The organism is Yoonia sp. MH D7, from assembly GCF_054439475.1.
Genome location: NZ_JBTJCF010000001.1, coordinates 618068 through 634069, shown reverse-complemented (window position 1 = coordinate 634069; position 16002 = coordinate 618068). Strand labels below are relative to the sequence as shown.

Sequence of the window (16002 nt, the reverse complement as noted above, 5' to 3'; positions counted from 1 at the left end):
CAAAGGGCTCAGCCGAACAAACCTGAAGGGATTTTAGCGATCCCAAGCTCAGCCAATCACGGCATGTACCTGCGTCATAAAGTCATCGCCGCGCTGCTCGAAGTTGTCATACTGATCAAAACTCGCACAGGCAGGCGCCAACAAAACCGTATCGCCACTTTGCGCATCCGCCGCCGCCGCCGCCACAGCCGCTTCCATCGTGGTGCAAACAATTGCTTCACAACCGACCAGTTGGCGCGCAAAAACTTCCGCCTCGCGCCCGATCACATAGGCTTTGGCGACATGGCCCAAATGCGGCAATAGCCCGTCCAAGCCGCCTTCTTTTTGCAAGCCGCCACAAATCCACCGCACCGTTGGAAACGCTTGCAAGGCTTTGGCCGCACTGTCTACATTCGTGGCCTTGCTGTCATTCACAAATTTGACGCCGTCCTTTTCGCCCACCAATTGCGACCGGTGTGGCAACCCACCAAACGAATGCATCGCAGCCTCTATCCCTTTGGGACTAAAGCCCAAAGTGCGGCACGCAGCATAAGCCGCACAGGCATTTTGATGGTTATGCGCGCCGGGTAATCCCGCAATCCCGCGCAGATCAATCGACGCCACCTGACGCCCCTTGCGATACTCCGACAAGAACCCCTTGCGCGCAAAAACAGTCCAGCCCATCGTCTCTAATTTCTGTCCCGATGAAATCCGGATCACGCGATCATCCGCTTGTCCTTCGGCCAGTTGATTGGCTAAAAACTGCCCCTCAATTTCATCTACGCCAATCACCGCACGGTCCGGTCCGCCTTCGGCAAACAAACGACGTTTGGCGGCGAAATACCCGCCCAATCCAGCATGACGATCCAAGTGATCGGGACTGATATTTGTCAGCACAGCGACGTCTGGCGTCAGGCTGCGCGCGAGGTCTGTTTGGTAAGAAGATAGTTCTAAAACAACGACTTCGCCGTCGTGGGCGGGGTCGATGTCTAATACGCCGCGCCCGATATTTCCGGCGAGTTGGGCGGGGCGTCCGTTGGCCTCGCAGATGTGGTGGATCAGGGCCGAGGTTGTGGATTTCCCGTTTGATCCCGTAATCGCGATGACCTTGGGGATCGTGTTGAAATCGACCCAATCTTCGGTGGCATAAGACTGAAAAAACAAACCGATGTCATTGTCGACAGGCACCCCTGCGGCCCATGCGCTGGCGATGACAGGGTTGGGTGCGGGGTAAAGATGGGGAATGCCGGGCGAGACAATCAGGCGGTCTATCCCGTTGAAACAATTTGGTTTTGTCAGATCTCTCAGCTCGAACCCGTCGGCCTGCGCCGCATCGCGCGCCGCTTGTCCGTCGTCCCACACTACAGGAATTGCACCGCCTTCACGCAAGGCCAAGGCCGCCGCGCGACCTGAGCGCCCAAGCCCCAAAACAGCCAGTGTTTTACCCTCGTAGCCCTGCACTGGAATCATCTGACGCACCTCTTTTTGATTTCTTCGCACAGTGCCGTTTGGCAGGGTCCGAGGCAAGCCCAAGCCCCGTCTTGCCCGCGTCTTCTTTACGTCTTCTTTGCGTCTGGCAGTTTAGCGGGCGTCGATTTCCGCGCAGAGTGGTGGTCAGCGCACTTTGAGTGTTGCTAGACCGACCATCGCGAGGATGAGCGAGATGATCCAGAAGCGGATGACGATCTGCGGTTCGGCCCAGCCTTTTTTCTCGTAGTGGTGGTGGATTGGCGCCATGAGGAACACGCGTTTTCCTGTGCGTTTGAAGTAGAGGACCTGAATGATGACGGAGAGCGCTTCGACCACAAAAAGCCCACCGACGATGGAAAGGACGATTTCGTGTTTTGTAGCGACTGCGATGGCGCCAAGTGCGCCGCCAAGCGCCAGTGATCCTGTGTCGCCCATAAAGACCGCAGCAGGTGGTGCGTTATACCATAGAAAGCCAAGACCGCCGCCGACAAGCGCCATGCAAAAGATGAGGATTTCGCCTGATTGGGGGACGTAATGTAGACCAAGATCTTCGGAAAAGTCGACGCGCCCGACGACATACGAGATGATCCCGAATGTGGTGGCCGCGATCATCACTGGCATGATTGCCAGCCCGTCCAGCCCGTCGGTGAGGTTCACCGCATTGGCCGAGCCGACGATGACAATGACAGAGAACGGGATAAAGAAGATGCCGAGGTTAATAAGGACGTTTTTGAAGACCGGCACAGCGAGTTGGTTTGTCAGTTCTACCGGATGGTATTGCGCCGCCCAATAGCCTGCGATTGCCGCGATCAGCAGGCCTAGCAGAAGGCGAATTTTGCCCGAGACACCTGCGGTGTTTTGTTTGGAGACTTTTGCGTAATCGTCGGCGAACCCGATGGCCGCGAAAGAAAGTGTCACGAACAGCACCATCCATACAAACGGATTGTCGAGCCGCGCCCACATAAGCGTCGAGAAGGTCAATGCGCCAACGATTAAGAGGCCGCCCATTGTGGGGGTGCCTGCTTTGACAAAATGGCCTTCGGGACCATCGATGCGGATTGGCTGGCCCTTGCCTTGTTTGCGTCGCAGCACGTTGATCAGAGGCGGGCCAAAGATGAAGCCGAACACCAGTGCCGTGATGAATGCGCCGCCTGCGCGGAATGTGATGTAGCGAAAGAGGTTAAAGAAATCACCGCCGTCTGACAGTTCGGATAACCAATAGAGCATGTGAGTAACCTTTTTACGCGTCCAGAGCTTTAGGCCCTGCGATGCCCCAATTTACGGATAGCGTCAACGACTGTGCTGACTTTACTACCCTTGGAGCCTTTCACGAGCACAACGTCGCCCGCATCGAGAAATCTGCCTATCTGAGCGGACATTTCGTCAGATTGTGCGACCCATTCACCCCGTTTGGCGTCTGGCAGGGCTGCATGAAGGTGTTTCATGCGCGGCCCGACGCAGTGGATAACATCTATTTTTTGCAGGTTATTATCCTGCGCAATGGCGCGGTGCATTTCAAATTCGGCGGGGCCGAGTTCGAGCATGTCGCCTAGAATTGCGATACGACGTCCTTTGACGATGCGGCCCACATTGTCGCGCGGGGTGGCGCTGGCGAGAATTTCCAAGCTGGCGATCATCGATGTGGGGTTGGCATTAAACGCGTCGTCGATCAGATCGAGTGTGTCGTTCTGATTTGCGGGGTCGAGTTGCACGACTTCGCGTGTGCCGCGCCCGCCCGGCGGGACCCAACCGAAGATATCCAAGGCCGCGCGCACCGGATCGGCCCCCAAAGCACTGGTGACGGCCAGAACACCCACGGCGTTCATGGCAAAATGTCGACCGGGGACAGCGATTTTAAAGAGATATTCGGTATCGGCGTTCCGAGCAGAAACCACCGTGACGTCGTCGCCCAAGCGCACGTCGGTGGCCTGCCAGTCGGTGTCCGATGCGCCGAAAGTGATATATTTAACGCCCAAGTTATCAGCCGTGTCGGTGAGGATTGCGGCGGTGGGAATGTCGCCGTTCAGCACCGCGATTCCGTCGGTGACCAGCCCCTGCATGATTGCGGCCTTCTCGTGTGCGATGTCGTCGACGCTGTTGAACGCCTCCAGGTGGGCCGCGGCGACGGTCGTGATCATGACCACATGCGGAGCGGTCATGCGTGAAAGTGGTGCAATTTCGCCGGCGTGGTTCATGCCGATCTCGATCACCGCAAAATCTGCGTCGACAGGCATGCGCGCAAGGGTCAGCGGCACGCCCCAGTGATTGTTATATGAGGCTTCGGCAACATGGGCTTTGCCTTGCAAGCCTAAGACAACACGCAGCATTTCCTTGGTGGATGTTTTCCCGACAGAGCCTGTCACGCCGATAACTTTGGCGCGGGTGCGTGCGCGGGATGCTATGCCCAAGGTTTCTAAGGCGGCAAGAACATCTGGCACCACCAGCAGCGGCGCATCTATCGCCACCCCGTCGGGGCGGTGGGTTACAAGGGCGGCGGCGGCACCTTTTTCCAGCGCCATGGCCACGAAATCATGCCCGTCGCGGATGTCTTTGAGAGCGACAAACAGATCGCCTGCCTGAATAGTGCGGGTGTCGATCGAGACGCCAGTTGCGGACCAGTCGGTTGTGTTGTGCCCGCCGGTTGCAGCGGCGGCGTCAGTGGCCGTCCAAAGCGCGGTCATATCCGGCCCTCCAATGCGGCCACGGCTACGCTTGCGTGTTCGACGTCGTCAAAAGGGTGCACCACATCGCCGACCACCTGGCCGCTTTCGTGACCTTTGCCTGCAATCAAAAGTGCGTCCCCCGCCCCAAGCGCGTCGATGCCGCGCAGGATTGCTTCGGCGCGGTCGCCCACTTCGGTCACGCTGGGTGTGCCGATGCCGTTCAGTGCGCCTGACATGACAGCGGCGCGGATGCTTGCCGGATCTTCCGAACGCGGGTTATCGTCGGTCACAATCACAACGTCAGCAAATTGTGCCGCCGCGGCCCCCATCAGCGGGCGTTTACCCACATCGCGGTCACCGCCTGCGCCGATGATGGCGATGATGCGGCCCATGACATGGGGGCGCATCGCCTTCAGCGCGGTCGCTACCGCATCGGGTGTGTGGGCGTAGTCTACATACACTGCCGCGCCATTTTCGCGGGTGGCGGCAAGTTCCATGCGACCGCGCACCGTGGACAGATGTGGCAGGGTCTGGAAAACTTCGTCGGGGTCTGCGCCTGCCGCAATCACCAGCGCGGCGGCGAGCAGTACGTTATCTGCTTGGAAACCGCCAATCAGATTGAGGCGGATTTGATGCGGCTGGTTTTGCCAGATGAACAGCAGGTCCTGACCGGTAGCATCGAATCGTTGCCCTGTCAGCCGCAAGCGTGCGTTCGGGTGGCGGCCCACGCCGATCACTTCCTGGCCGCGTGCAGCACAAATGTCAGCGACGTCCGCACCGCGCGGATCGTCAAGGTTGATGACTGCGACGCCGTCGTCGCCAAGCACGCGGGTAAAAAGGCCCATTTTGGCGTCGAAATACGCCTCGAATGTCGCGTGATAATCGAGGTGGTCTTGGGTGAAGTTGGTGAAAGCCGCAGCCGCCAGAAGCACCCCATCAAGCCGGCGTTGGTCAAGGCCGTGGCTAGAGGCCTCCATTGCGACATGGGTGATGCCCTCGGCAGTGGCCTGTGCCAGGACATTATGCAGCGTGACCGGTTCGGGTGTGGTGTGTTTGAGCGGATGGCACCATGCGCCCTCGACGCCAGTCGTGCCAAGGTTCACGCCTGCGATTTGCATTTCTTCCCAGATTTGCCGCGCAAATGTGCTGACCGAAGTTTTGCCGTTGGTGCCTGTCACGGCGACAACTGTATGCGGATGTGCGCCAAACCAGAGGCTTGCGGTTTGCGCAAGCGTCTGACGCGGATCTTGGGCGACGATCACGGCGGCAGAGGAGTTGGCGAGATCCGCGGCTGCGAGCTCTGCGCCTTTTGCGTCGGTCAGGATCGCACTTGCGCCTGCGTCGAGCGCAATTTTGATGAAGGCCGCGCCATGCACATGGGTGCCCGGCAAAGCGGCAAATAACATGCCTTGTTTCACGGCGCGGCTGTCGACGGTCAGCCCGGTGATTTTTGCGTCGCGTCCACCTGCGGCCCGTAGCCCCAGCTCGGTCAGAGTTTTTGTAACTTCGGTCATTTCACTCACCACATCTAATTTGAGGTGAGTGTTACACCGATCGGCTCTGCACTGTCCACTTGTGGTCGCATGCCCAAGAGAGGTGCTACGCGGCGGATCATTTCAGCGGCAACTGGCACGGCGGTCCAGCCTGCGGTGCGGCGCGGTCTACCGCTTGAATTTTCCGAAGGTTCATCAAGGGTGACGATCAGCACATATCTAGGGTCATCGGCGGGAAAGACGCTGGCGAAAGTTGCAATGACCTTATCATCGTAATAGCCGCCACCGTTTTCTTTTGGTTTGTCTGCCGAACCGGTTTTGCCGCCCACTTCGTAGCCTTCAACATCGCCAAAGGACGCCGTGCCGCGCGAGACCACAGCGCGCAACATGGCGCGGACACTCGCGCTGGTATGTTCGCTCACGAGGCGTGGTCCGTTTTGTGCGGTGTCACGGCGTAGCAAGGTTGGTTCAACCCGTGTGCCGCCGTTCAACACCGAGGCGTAACCCACGGCAAGATGAAGGGGCGAGGACGAGAGGCCATGCCCGTAAGAGATTGTCATTGTTGAAAGTTCAGACCATTTTGGCGGTAACAGCGGCGCACCTGATGGCGCTTCTTGCAGCTCGACCGGGGTGGCTTCCATGAAGCCGAGCGAGCGCAGGAAGGTTTGCTGCCGATCGCCGCCGATTTCCAGAGCGATGCGGGCAGTGCCGACATTTGATGATTTCACGATCACGTCTGTCACGGTGAGTTCCGGACCATAATTACTATAGTCACGAATGCTGAACCGTCCCCAGCGCATCGGGTTTGTGGTGTCGATGATGGTTTCGGGGGTGATCAGGCCCAGCTCCATGGCTTGTGCAACTGCGAAAATCTTGAAGGTCGAGCCCAGTTCATAGACGCCCTGCACCGCGCGGTTAAACAGCGGGCTGTCGGATTGATCGCCGGTCAGCAAAACGCGTGGGCGGTTGTTGGGGTCGAAATCGGGCAAGGACGCCATGGCGATGATTTCGCCAGTGTAGACGTCCATCAGCACAGAGGCCGCACCTTTGGCGTTCATCAGCGACATGCCGCCTGCCAGCACTTCTTCTGTGGCGGCTTGCACGGTCAGGTCGATGGAAAGTTGCAGCGGTTTGCCCTCTTGCGACGGGTCGCGCAGCAGATCGTCAAATTTACGCTCAACACCGGCGACGCCGATGACTTCCGCGCTCGCCACCCCTTCGCGCCCGTAGGATGCGCCACCAAGGATGTGGGCCGCAATCGCGCCGTTGGGATAAAGCCGCATTTCGCGCGGGCCAAACAACAGACCCGGCGAGCCGATATCGTGCACGGCTTGCATCTGTTCCGGGCTTAACTGCTTGCGAATCCAAACGAATTTTCGGGAACCGGTGAAGTCTTTCAGCAGGTCGTCTGCATCCAGTTCGGGAAAGATCGCGGCAAGTTCAGAGGCTGCCCGCGCGGGGTCAACCAGATCTGTGGGGTGTGCGTAAAGCGAATGCGTTTCCAGATTTGTCGCCAGAATTCGCCCGTTCCGGTCGACGATATCCGCGCGTTGGCCAATGATCGGATTGCCTGAGACAGTCGATTGCGGCTCTTGCGGCGCGGTGCCTGCAAGCGCGCCCATGCGGACGCCAATAGTACCAAAAGCCAGCGCAAACATGCCCCCCAGCACCAACAAACGCCCTTCGGCGCGCAGGCGGGAGCGGTCGCGTACATCTTCACGCCGCAGACGCAGGTTTTCGGCTTCAATAGCGCCGGTATCCTCGCCTTTTTCGCGGGCTTTCAGGATACGGGCAAGCGGACGCAGCGGGGTGCGGATCATAGGGCTTCCTCGTCTGTATTAACCGGCGCGCTATTCACGTCGATAGGCACAACAACGATCAATTCGTCTGGGATAGGATAGATAATCTGGTCGACGTCGCCAAATGCGTTGGGCATCAGCGGCAGTAACTCCAGCCGCTTAAAGTTCAATTCGGCCAGATCGGATAGCCGGTCGGGGCGGTTGAGGTAGGCCCATTCGGCGCGCAACATGCCCAAGCGTTCGTAATTGCTGCCGATTTGCGCGTGCAGGCGGCGCACATCAGAGATCGCGTCACGGGTTTTGTAGTTTTCCTGATAGGACCAGAATGCCAGCGCCATGACAGCAAGGCCCGCCAACACGTATAAAAAACTGCGCATCTATTTGCCCCCTTTGTTCATCATTGGCATGCCCAGTTTCGCGGGATCAATGTCCTGTGCAGGGGCGTCGGTACGGATAGCGACGCGCAGTTTAGCAGAGCGCGAGCGTGGGTTTTCCGAGAGTTCCTGCTCGTCTGGCCCAATAGCTTTGCGTTTCTTGACGTCAAAGGCGGCGATGTTGTGCACCACTTCGGGCGCGTAGCGGTTGGCGTTTGACAGGCTGCCAGAGCGGGCTTGCAGGAACCGTTTGACCATGCGGTCTTCGACAGAATGGAAGGTCACAACCGCCAGTTGCCCACCGGGTTTCAGCGCGCGTTCAGCGGCCATCAACCCGTCAGCGAGTTCGCCGTATTCGTTGTTTACGGCGATGCGCAGTGCTTGGAATGTGCGCGTGGCGGGGTGGGATTGGTTGGGTTTCGAGCGCGGCAAACAGCCTGAGACGATACTTGCCAGTTGCAAGGTCGAGGTCAGTGGACGTGCGGCGACAATGGCGCGAGCGATGCGGCGCGAGGCGCGTTCTTCGCCGTAAAGGTAGATGATCGAGGCGAGATCAGTCTCGTCCGCGTCGTTGCAGATGTCAGCGGCAGTTTTGCCAGATTGCGACATGCGCATATCAAGCGGCCCGTCGCGCATGAACGAAAAGCCGCGCTCTGCGATGTCGAGCTGCATAGAGGACACGCCGAGGTCGAGCACGATGCCGTCGAGGTCGCTAGCGTATTGATCCAGTTTGGAAAATTCGCCCTGCACGGTTTCAATGCGTTCGCCAAAGCCCGCGATCCAGTCAGCCGCCATCTCAAACACAACGGGGTCGCGGTCAACGCCGATCACTTTGTCAGCCCCTGCTGCTAAAAGTTCGCGCGTGTAGCCGCCGTTGCCGAATGTACCGTCAAGCCAGACGCCTTTTACAGGCGCCACCGCAGCAATAAGCGGGCGGATCAGAACGGGGATATGGGGGGATGTTTCAGTGGCAGCTGACATCATTTTCTCCTAGCCCGCGTCCAAAAGAGACAGCGGATCAAAGTCTTCGCCCTGCTCTTCAAGCCATGCGGACATGTCTTCGGCGACGGTTTGTGTGAATGTTTCGGATTTCCAGATTTCGAAGTGATCGCCGACGCCGCGAAAATACAGCTCGCCGTCTTTCAGGCCGAGTTTTTCGCGTTGGCGGATTGGCATCACGGTGCGCCCGTCTTTGTCGATTTCCATTTTCATGGATTGACCGATGTAGAGGTGCGAGAGTCTTTTCTTGGAGGGCGAGCCTTTTGGCAAAGCGTTGATCATCGCGACCAATGCGCCGAACTCTTCCACGGTATAGACGTGCAATTCGCTTTTGAGGTGGTCACCATACAGCAAATACATGCGGGGGTTCAGGCCGTCGGTCCAATCGGGATCTTGGGATTCGAGTACGCGACGAAAATCGGCAGGGATCGACATGCGCCCCTTACCGTCCACCTTTTGGGTGTGTTCGCCTGTAAAACTCAGAACCACTTGTCCACTTGGCCTCTCTGCGCCGTCGCCTAATAAAATTGACCCTAGAAACTGAAAACGGCGGATTGAGTTAGCTGCCACTACTCAATCCGCCGCCATCGTCCCGTTTCCGGGTATGTCCAGCTGCGCGCGCCACCTGGGGGGATGTCTGCTCGCTCGCGCGCCGGATCTCGTTGTAAGGATAATGACGAGGCCTGTATGAAACCTGCTTTTGCCGTGGGGTTCTTTATCGCCCCTTGTTGTCATGTTCTCGTCTTATCCTGTGCACCCTTAGTGCCTCAAGTGCGCGGACCGATCAACACATTTCTGGGATCACATGGTACTTCATGGGTTTTCCCACCGACTTATCCACCGATGGGGATAGTTTTACACATGACTGACGGGGTTTATGATGTGGGTCACGCGCCCGTGATCACTACATCTTGTGTCAAAATTGCTATTCCAGGAAAGTGTTCAAAATCCCAAAAAAACTTATCCACAGGCCGCTTAACTACGGACATAACAGGAACATTAACGATTTCAAGGGGTTTGATACTGATGAAACCAGTAAAGTGCGCCGAATCGGCGGAGATTAGCGCCATACGATCCCGTGTTTCCCCGTGATCGCCACCCGATTCCAGACATTCCCAGAGATTGATCTACGCGTCGTCGCCCAGCCATTTGAACATGACACGCGCCGACACCAACCCAAGAGCCGGATGGTCAAACGCTTTCGGGATCGTGCTAACAGTCTCATAGCCCAGCCGATGCCAAAGCCGCACCGCCCCGACGTTACTTTCAAGCACAAGATTGAACTGCATCGCGCGGTAGCCCAAGGCACGCGCTTGAGATTGGCTCGCGATGCACATTTGCGCCGCAGCACCCTGCCCGCGCGCCGACGCACCCACGATATACCCGCAGTTACAAACATGCGCGCCGCCGCCCTGCTGGTTGGTCTTTATATAGTAGCTGCCGATAATATCGCCCGCATCTTCGACAACATAGGTGGCGGCGGTTTGGTCGAGCCAGTAGTTCAATGCCGCAGCGCGGTTAATATCGGGGTCGATTGCGTAGGTGTCGCCCGCGCGAAACACCGGCTTCAGAAGCGCCCAGACACCCTGCGCATCAGCAGGCGTGGCCGGGCGAATCAACATTAGGCCATGCCGCCGTCAACCAGCCGCTTGGCAAGGGTCGTGTAGGCGGCGGCCATGACGCTATCACCCAGCGCAATCGGCGTGCCAGCATCACCTGCCAGTCGCGTATCAAGATCAATTGGCAGCGCCCCCAGAAATGGCACGCCAAGTTTAATTGCCTCGTCGCGCACGCCGTTATGACCAAAGATATGCGCCTCGTGGCCACATTGCGGGCATGTATATGTAGACATGTTTTCGATCAGCCCCAGCACGGGGGTTTTCAGCGTATTGAACATATCGATCGCTTTGCGTGCGTCGATCAGCGCTACATCTTGCGGGGTGCTGACCACAATCGCGCCTGTCAGCTCGGTTTTCTGGCAGAGGGTGAGTTGCACATCGCCTGTACCGGGGGGCAGATCGACGATGAGGACGTCGAGTTCGCCCCATTCAACCTGACCAAGCATTTGTTGTAATGCGCCCATCAACATAGGGCCACGCCAGACGATTGCCTTGTCGGGGTCCATCATCAGGCCGATCGACATCATGGTGACGCCGTGGGCTTTCAGCGGAATAATGGTTTTGCCGTCGGGTGACGCAGGCCGTTTGTTCACGCCCATCATGCGCGGCTGGCTGGGGCCGTAGATGTCCGCGTCAAGCAGGCCGACGCGCCGTCCTTCGCGGGCCAAAGCCACGGCAAGGTTTGAAGACACCGTCGATTTGCCAACGCCGCCTTTGCCAGACCCGATAGCCAGAATGCGGTCGACGCCTGAGGGGCGTGTAGGGCCCGCTTGCGGTTTTGGGTGCCCGCCGATTTTCAGACTGGGGGGTGCGGGGGCTTTGGCGGCGGGGCCGTGGGCGGTCAGCACGACAGAGACAGATGTGACGCCTGCAAGCGCCTTTACCGCAGCTTCGGCGGCTTGGCGTTGTGGTTCCATTTTGGCGGCCATGGCCGCATCAGGGGCTTCGATGACAAAACGCACGGCACCATTATCCACACCAAGCGCGCGGATCATGTCCCGACTGACAAGCGATCCGCCATCAGGCAGGTTCAAACGCGCCAAAGCGCCCATAATTTCATCGCGGGTGACAGCCATTGTCGTCTCTCCAGTTCACAGTATGCTTCTTTATTATGCACCATGTCGCGGAAGCACCCATAAGTGCAAGGCTGCAAAATACCCCTCACATTTTCGTAACAGTTTCATGACGCTAGGACAACTTCACCCATGCAATTGCTGCATAGCAGCATTGACAAGGTGGCTATTGTGCAAGTGCAGCGTTAGCGCCATATGTAATCCAACGAAGCGGAATACGCCGCTCGTTACGAAGTTATATAAAGAGAATCGACATGGCATTTATCACAGACACCCGCACCGGCGGCATGACCCTTTCCACACGCATTGCGGCCCTGCGCGCGAATATTGCAGCAGCACTGGCCCAGCGTAAGATCTATAATACAACAGTTGACGAGCTTAGCGCACTGTCCAACCGTGATCTTGAAGACCTGGGCCTTTCGCGTTCCAGCATCAAGTTCATCGCAATGGAAGCAGCCTACGGCAAGTAATAAGAATAGGGTTAGCTTTCGCCTCCCCGAGAGCTAATCTTAGAGGTCCATACAATCAGCCTCCCCTGAGCGTTTGGACCGTGTGAAAGGCGGCGATATCCACCTCCTCCCGGGTATTGCCGCCACCACACCACACTATTCGGCCCTGTCACCTCCTCCCGACAGGTCCGAACATACCGTGACCCACGACGCCCACCTCCTCCCGGGCAGACAGGTCGCGAGGAAGCGCCCCGCCTCTTCTCCTCCCGAGATGCGTGTAGGGCGCTGAAAATTGAAACGGTCATGCCCACCTCCTCCCGGGCATGGCCGTTTTTTATGTCAAAATGCGACGGAATGAGGCGGCGGCTACGTTCAATATAGGTAACCCAAACGGAGTACCTATGATGCAAGCCCTACCTTATGTTTTCCTCGCAATTGCCGGCGGTCTGTCGATTGCCAGTTTCCTGACCTCGCACACCTTGTTGACTGCACTGCTTTAGGCTCGCAGGTCTTTTGGCGAGTCCATCACCATATAGCTGGTAATCGCGCGCACATGTGGCACGGTGCCAAGAATGTCTGTGTGAAACGCTTTGTAGCTGGGCAGATCGGCGACCTCGACACGCAGCATATACTCGAATGCGCCGGCAACATTATGGCACTCGACGACCTGCGGCGCGCGCGACATCGCCTGCTCGAATCCCGTTTGCGCAGATTTGGTGTGTTCGGCCAGTCCGACCGCCACATAAACCACATAGGCCCGTCCGGTTTGCGCAGGGTCCAGTCGCGCACGATAGCCCCTGATCACCCCTGCCCGTTCCAGATCTTGCACACGTCGCAGGCAAGCGGAGGGTGACAGACCAACGATGTCGGACAGCATGAGGTTGCTGATTCGCCCGTCTCGCTGCAATTCACACAATATCTTGTCGTTGATTTGATCTGGCTTGCTCATATGTTGCAGTATTAACGGCGTGACCTGCAATTTGGCAATTACATTGTGGGATTTGCGCCGTAGAGTTGCGCGATGAGTTATGCGTTATTTATCGGCCTTATCGGCTTTGCCTTTGCGTCCTCGATTACTCCGGGACCAAATAATCTGATGCTCATGGCGTCGGGGGCCAATTATGGATTGCGCCGCACGGTGCCGCATATGATGGGCGTGAGTTTGGGCCATGCGTTTATGGTGTTTATGATCGGCGTGTTTCTGTTGCAGGTGTTTGTGAGCTATCCGCAGATAAACCTGATTCTGAAAATCGCGGGTGGCACGTATATGTTATGGCTGGCGTGGAAAATTGCCCACGCGGTGCCGCCAGAAGCCCGTAGCGTCGAAGGCAAGCCGTTTACGTTTTTACAGGCGGCAGCGTTTCAATGGGTCAACCCGAAAGCGTGGATCATGGGAATCACTGCTATCAGCGTCTATGCGCCGCAGGATGCGGATGTTGTGACCGGAGCGGCGGCCGTGGCGGTGGTATTTTACGCTGTGAACCTGCCAAGCGTGACCGTTTGGGCGTGGATGGGTGTGCAGGTCCGCCGCTGGCTGGGAACAGCCGCGAGGTTGCGTGTGTTCAACGTAACAATGGCGCTGTTATTAGTGGTCTCACTTTATCCGATGTTGACGCATTAGATCAAAATGGCACGTCATCAGCGTCCGCAGAGGCCACGATAAAGCGTGCGACCACGTGTTTTGTGCCTGCTTTGTCGAATTCAATGACCAGTTTGTCTGCCTCGATCCCCATGACTTCACCATAGCCGAATTTCTGATGAAACACACGATCACCGATCGTAAAGGCACTGACAGCTTTCAGGTCGATGACAGTGTTCCGTGCCGCAGGCTGCGCGATGCCGCGTTGTTGGCTGCGGCTTTGCAAGCGTCGCCATCCGGGCGAGTTATAAACGTCAGCGTCGGCAGCTTTTTCATGCAAGTTCGAGCCGAGGCCCTCTTGCACGGCAGGATTGGCACTGGCGGCCATGCCTGTTGCGCCAAAGTTGCCCCCGTAGAGCCCCGGTGGTGTGAGCACGTCGACATGTTGTTCAGGCAGTTCATCGATGAAACGTGAAGGAATCGCGGATTGCCATTGGCCGTAGACGCGGCGGTTCGCGGCGAAGGAAATGGTGCAGATTGCTTCGGCGCGGGTGATGCCGACGTAGGCCAAGCGGCGTTCTTCTTCGAGGCCCTTCAAGCCGCTTTCGTCCATTGAGCGTTGGGAGGGGAATAATCCGTCTTCCCAGCCGGGCAGGAAGACGGCGGGGAATTCCAGTCCTTTGGCAGCGTGCAGGGTCATGATCGAGACTTTTTCGCCCTGCTCTTCGGTCTCGTTGTCCATGATTAAGCTGACGTGTTCGAGGAACCCTTGCAGGTTTTCGAAGTTTTCCAGCGCTTTCACCAGCTCTTTCAGGTTTTCCAACCTGCCCGGCGCTTCGGGCGTTTTCTCGTTTTGCCAAAAGCCTGTGTAGCCGCTTTCGTCGAGGATAACTTCTGCGAGTTGCATGTGGCTGTCAGATGCGTCGAGGACCTGTGAATGCCAGCGGTCAAGACCTTGCACCAAAATTGTAAGTTCTTTCAAACCCTTGCCGCCCAACAGCTTGCCTTCGCAAACCAAGCGCGCGCCCTCGATCAGGTTCACGCCATTTTCGCGTGCGGTGCGCTGGATGGTTTGCACAGCTTTGTCGCCAAGGCCGCGTTTGGGGGTATTCACGATCCGCTCGAACGCCAGATCGTCGTCCTGACTGACCGCGAGGCGGAAATAGGCCATCGCGTCGCGGATTTCCAAGCGTTCGTAAAAGCGCGGCCCGCCGATGACGCGGTAGGGCAGACCGATGGTCAGGAAACGATCCTCAAAGCTGCGCATCTGATGCGACGCGCGCACAAGGATCGCCATGCTGTCGAGGCCGATTTTATCGAGTTGCCGTGTGCCGCGTTGCAGAGCTTCGATTTCTTCACCGATCCAGCGGGCTTCTTCTTCGCCGTCCCAATGGCCGATCAACCGGACTTTTTCGCCTTCCTGCCGCTCGGTAAACAGGGTTTTGCCAAGCCGTCCTTTGTTCGCAGCGATTACGCCCGAGGCGGCGGCAAGGATATGCGGGGTCGAGCGGTAGTTTTGTTCCAACCGAACCACGACGGCACCAGGAAAGTCTTTTTCGAACCGCAGGATGTTGCCGACTTCTGCGCCGCGCCAGCCATAGATAGATTGGTCGTCGTCGCCGACGCAGCAGATGTTTTTATGTTTTGCCGCCAGCAGCCGCAGCCAGAGGTATTGTGCCACATTGGTATCTTGGTATTCGTCCACAAGGATGAATTTGAAGCGGGATTGGTATTGTTCCAGAATATCGCTGTGGGTTTGGAGAATCGTGACCATATGCAGCAGGATATCGCCAAAATCGACAGCGTTCAGATCCCGCAGGCGTTGCTGGTAGGCTGCATAGAGCTCGATGCCGCGATGGTCGAACACTGCACTATCGGCGACAGGCACCGCCGACGGCACCAACGCGCGGTTTTTCCAGCCATCAATGATGCCCGCCAACATGCGCGGCGGCCAGCGTTTCTCGTCGATATCAGACGCACGAATGAGTTGCTTCATCAATCGCTGCTGGTCGTCTGTATCCAAGATCGTAAAGCTGGATTTTAAGCCGACCAGTTCGGCATGGCGCCGCAGAAGTTTTGCACAGACCGAGTGAAACGTGCCGAGCCACGGCATCCCCTCGACCGCTTCGCCCATCATGCGCCCGATGCGCAGCTTCATCTCGCGCGCAGCTTTGTTGGTAAAAGTTACTGCTAGAATGTCGTGCGGGCGCGCATTACCTGTCGTCAAAAGATGCCCGATGCGTGTGGTCAGCGCCTTGGTTTTGCCGGTCCCTGCCCCTGCAAGCATCAAAACCGGGCCATGCATCGCCTCGACAGCTTCGCGTTGGGCGGGGTTCAATCCGTTCAAATAAGTCGGGTCGGCACGCCCCACCATCGCCCGCTGGCTGAGCGGAATGCTTGCGGCCTCAAAGGCGTCATCTTCGGTAAATCCAGTCATGCCGCATCTATAACGTCAAAGTCTCGCGCGCGAAAGAGTGTTCCCACTCTGTTCCGATGCTTTGTTGA

Annotated in this window: 14 protein-coding genes; 2 read left to right on the top strand and 12 right to left on the bottom strand. The window is 57.6% G+C overall.

The features are described 5' to 3' along the window. Nucleotides 1-48: 48 nt before the first annotated feature. The 10 genes from murD to ACXLHR_RS03045 form a co-directional block, all read right to left on the bottom strand. The gene (gene murD / locus ACXLHR_RS03090; RefSeq protein WP_458790067.1) at nt 49-1449 is read right to left on the bottom strand and encodes a UDP-N-acetylmuramoyl-L-alanine--D-glutamate ligase; all 1401 of its coding nucleotides are present in this window, start codon (nt 1447-1449) and stop codon (nt 49-51) included. 144 nt (nt 1450-1593) lie between these two features. Further along, on the bottom strand, nt 1594-2676 hold the full coding sequence (gene mraY / locus ACXLHR_RS03085) for a phospho-N-acetylmuramoyl-pentapeptide-transferase (RefSeq protein WP_458790066.1): 1083 nt from the start codon (nt 2674-2676) through the stop codon (nt 1594-1596). A 29-nt stretch (nt 2677-2705) separates the two neighbouring features. Continuing rightward, nucleotides 2706-4130 carry a UDP-N-acetylmuramoyl-tripeptide--D-alanyl-D-alanine ligase gene (locus tag ACXLHR_RS03080; protein WP_458790065.1) on the bottom strand — a complete coding sequence of 475 codons (1425 nt, stop codon included), beginning with the start codon at nt 4128-4130 and terminating at the stop codon, nt 2706-2708. Then, nucleotides 4127-5626, bottom strand: a complete 1500-nt coding sequence (locus ACXLHR_RS03075) for a UDP-N-acetylmuramoyl-L-alanyl-D-glutamate--2,6-diaminopimelate ligase (RefSeq protein WP_458790064.1) — start codon at nt 5624-5626, stop codon at nt 4127-4129. Before ACXLHR_RS03075 ends, ACXLHR_RS03080 begins: the two co-directional genes overlap by 4 nt. Before the next feature lie 14 nt (nt 5627-5640). Continuing rightward, nucleotides 5641-7425 carry a peptidoglycan D,D-transpeptidase FtsI family protein gene (locus ACXLHR_RS03070; protein ID WP_458790063.1) on the bottom strand — a complete coding sequence of 595 codons (1785 nt, stop codon included), beginning with the start codon at nt 7423-7425 and terminating at the stop codon, nt 5641-5643. Further along, entirely contained in the window at nt 7422-7781 is a 360-nt protein-coding gene (ftsL, locus tag ACXLHR_RS03065) for a cell division protein FtsL (protein ID WP_458790062.1), read from the bottom strand. The genes ACXLHR_RS03070 and ftsL overlap by 4 nt, the downstream gene beginning before the upstream one ends. After that, nucleotides 7782-8759: a 16S rRNA (cytosine(1402)-N(4))-methyltransferase RsmH gene (rsmH, locus tag ACXLHR_RS03060; RefSeq protein ID WP_458790061.1), complete on the bottom strand. Its 978-nt coding sequence runs from the start codon at nt 8757-8759 to the stop codon at nt 7782-7784. Between the two features lie 9 nt (nt 8760-8768). Continuing rightward, a complete protein-coding gene (locus ACXLHR_RS03055; protein ID WP_458790060.1) occupies nt 8769-9347 on the bottom strand; it encodes a division/cell wall cluster transcriptional repressor MraZ in 579 nt (192 codons plus the stop codon). A 557-nt stretch (nt 9348-9904) separates the two neighbouring features. Further along, nucleotides 9905-10399, bottom strand: a complete 495-nt coding sequence (locus tag ACXLHR_RS03050; RefSeq protein WP_458790059.1) for an N-acetyltransferase family protein — start codon at nt 10397-10399, stop codon at nt 9905-9907. Next, nucleotides 10399-11472 (bottom strand): Mrp/NBP35 family ATP-binding protein, encoded by a 1074-nt coding sequence (locus ACXLHR_RS03045; protein WP_458790058.1) that lies wholly within the window; start codon nt 11470-11472, stop codon nt 10399-10401. The genes ACXLHR_RS03050 and ACXLHR_RS03045 overlap by 1 nt, the downstream gene beginning before the upstream one ends. A gap of 251 nt (nt 11473-11723) precedes the next feature. Between ACXLHR_RS03045 and ACXLHR_RS03040 the strand changes: the two genes are divergently transcribed. Next, nucleotides 11724-11939, top strand: a complete 216-nt coding sequence (locus tag ACXLHR_RS03040; RefSeq protein WP_458790057.1) for a DUF1127 domain-containing protein — start codon at nt 11724-11726, stop codon at nt 11937-11939. Nucleotides 11940-12414: 475 nt separating this feature from the next. Here the strand turns inward: ACXLHR_RS03040 and ACXLHR_RS03035 are convergent, their stop codons facing one another. Beyond that, a complete protein-coding gene (locus tag ACXLHR_RS03035; protein ID WP_458790056.1) occupies nt 12415-12867 on the bottom strand; it encodes an Lrp/AsnC family transcriptional regulator in 453 nt (150 codons plus the stop codon). Nucleotides 12868-12939: 72 nt separating this feature from the next. On the opposite strand from ACXLHR_RS03035, the gene ACXLHR_RS03030 reads away from it, so the two are divergent. Beyond that, the gene (locus ACXLHR_RS03030; RefSeq protein WP_458790055.1) at nt 12940-13539 is read left to right on the top strand and encodes a LysE family translocator; all 600 of its coding nucleotides are present in this window, start codon (nt 12940-12942) and stop codon (nt 13537-13539) included. 1 nt (nt 13540) lies between these two features. Here the strand turns inward: ACXLHR_RS03030 and ACXLHR_RS03025 are convergent, their stop codons facing one another. Then, complete coding sequence (locus ACXLHR_RS03025) at nt 13541-15934, bottom strand: ATP-dependent helicase (protein WP_458790054.1); 2394 nt, start codon at nt 15932-15934, stop codon at nt 13541-13543. Nucleotides 15935-16002: the final 68 nt, after the last annotated feature.

What these genes read in the sequence shown, in the direction of transcription:
- ACXLHR_RS03035 (WP_458790056.1), bottom strand. Translation starts at nt 12,867, where the DNA reads ATGAGCAAGCCAGATCAAATCAACGACAAGATATTGTGTGAATTGCAG.
- murD (WP_458790067.1), bottom strand. Translation starts at nt 1,449, where the DNA reads ATGATTCCAGTGCAGGGCTACGAGGGTAAAACACTGGCTGTTTTGGGG.
- mraY (WP_458790066.1), bottom strand. Translation starts at nt 2,676, where the DNA reads ATGCTCTATTGGTTATCCGAACTGTCAGACGGCGGTGATTTCTTTAAC.
- ACXLHR_RS03045 (WP_458790058.1), bottom strand. Translation starts at nt 11,472, where the DNA reads ATGGCTGTCACCCGCGATGAAATTATGGGCGCTTTGGCGCGTTTGAAC.
- ftsL (WP_458790062.1), bottom strand. Translation starts at nt 7,781, where the DNA reads ATGCGCAGTTTTTTATACGTGTTGGCGGGCCTTGCTGTCATGGCGCTG.
- ACXLHR_RS03040 (WP_458790057.1), top strand. Translation starts at nt 11,724, where the DNA reads ATGGCATTTATCACAGACACCCGCACCGGCGGCATGACCCTTTCCACA.
- rsmH (WP_458790061.1), bottom strand. Translation starts at nt 8,759, where the DNA reads ATGTCAGCTGCCACTGAAACATCCCCCCATATCCCCGTTCTGATCCGC.
- ACXLHR_RS03075 (WP_458790064.1), bottom strand. Translation starts at nt 5,626, where the DNA reads ATGACCGAAGTTACAAAAACTCTGACCGAGCTGGGGCTACGGGCCGCA.
- ACXLHR_RS03050 (WP_458790059.1), bottom strand. Translation starts at nt 10,399, where the DNA reads ATGTTGATTCGCCCGGCCACGCCTGCTGATGCGCAGGGTGTCTGGGCG.
- ACXLHR_RS03080 (WP_458790065.1), bottom strand. Translation starts at nt 4,130, where the DNA reads ATGACCGCGCTTTGGACGGCCACTGACGCCGCCGCTGCAACCGGCGGG.
- ACXLHR_RS03030 (WP_458790055.1), top strand. Translation starts at nt 12,940, where the DNA reads ATGAGTTATGCGTTATTTATCGGCCTTATCGGCTTTGCCTTTGCGTCC.
- ACXLHR_RS03070 (WP_458790063.1), bottom strand. Translation starts at nt 7,425, where the DNA reads ATGATCCGCACCCCGCTGCGTCCGCTTGCCCGTATCCTGAAAGCCCGC.
- ACXLHR_RS03025 (WP_458790054.1), bottom strand. Translation starts at nt 15,934, where the DNA reads ATGACTGGATTTACCGAAGATGACGCCTTTGAGGCCGCAAGCATTCCG.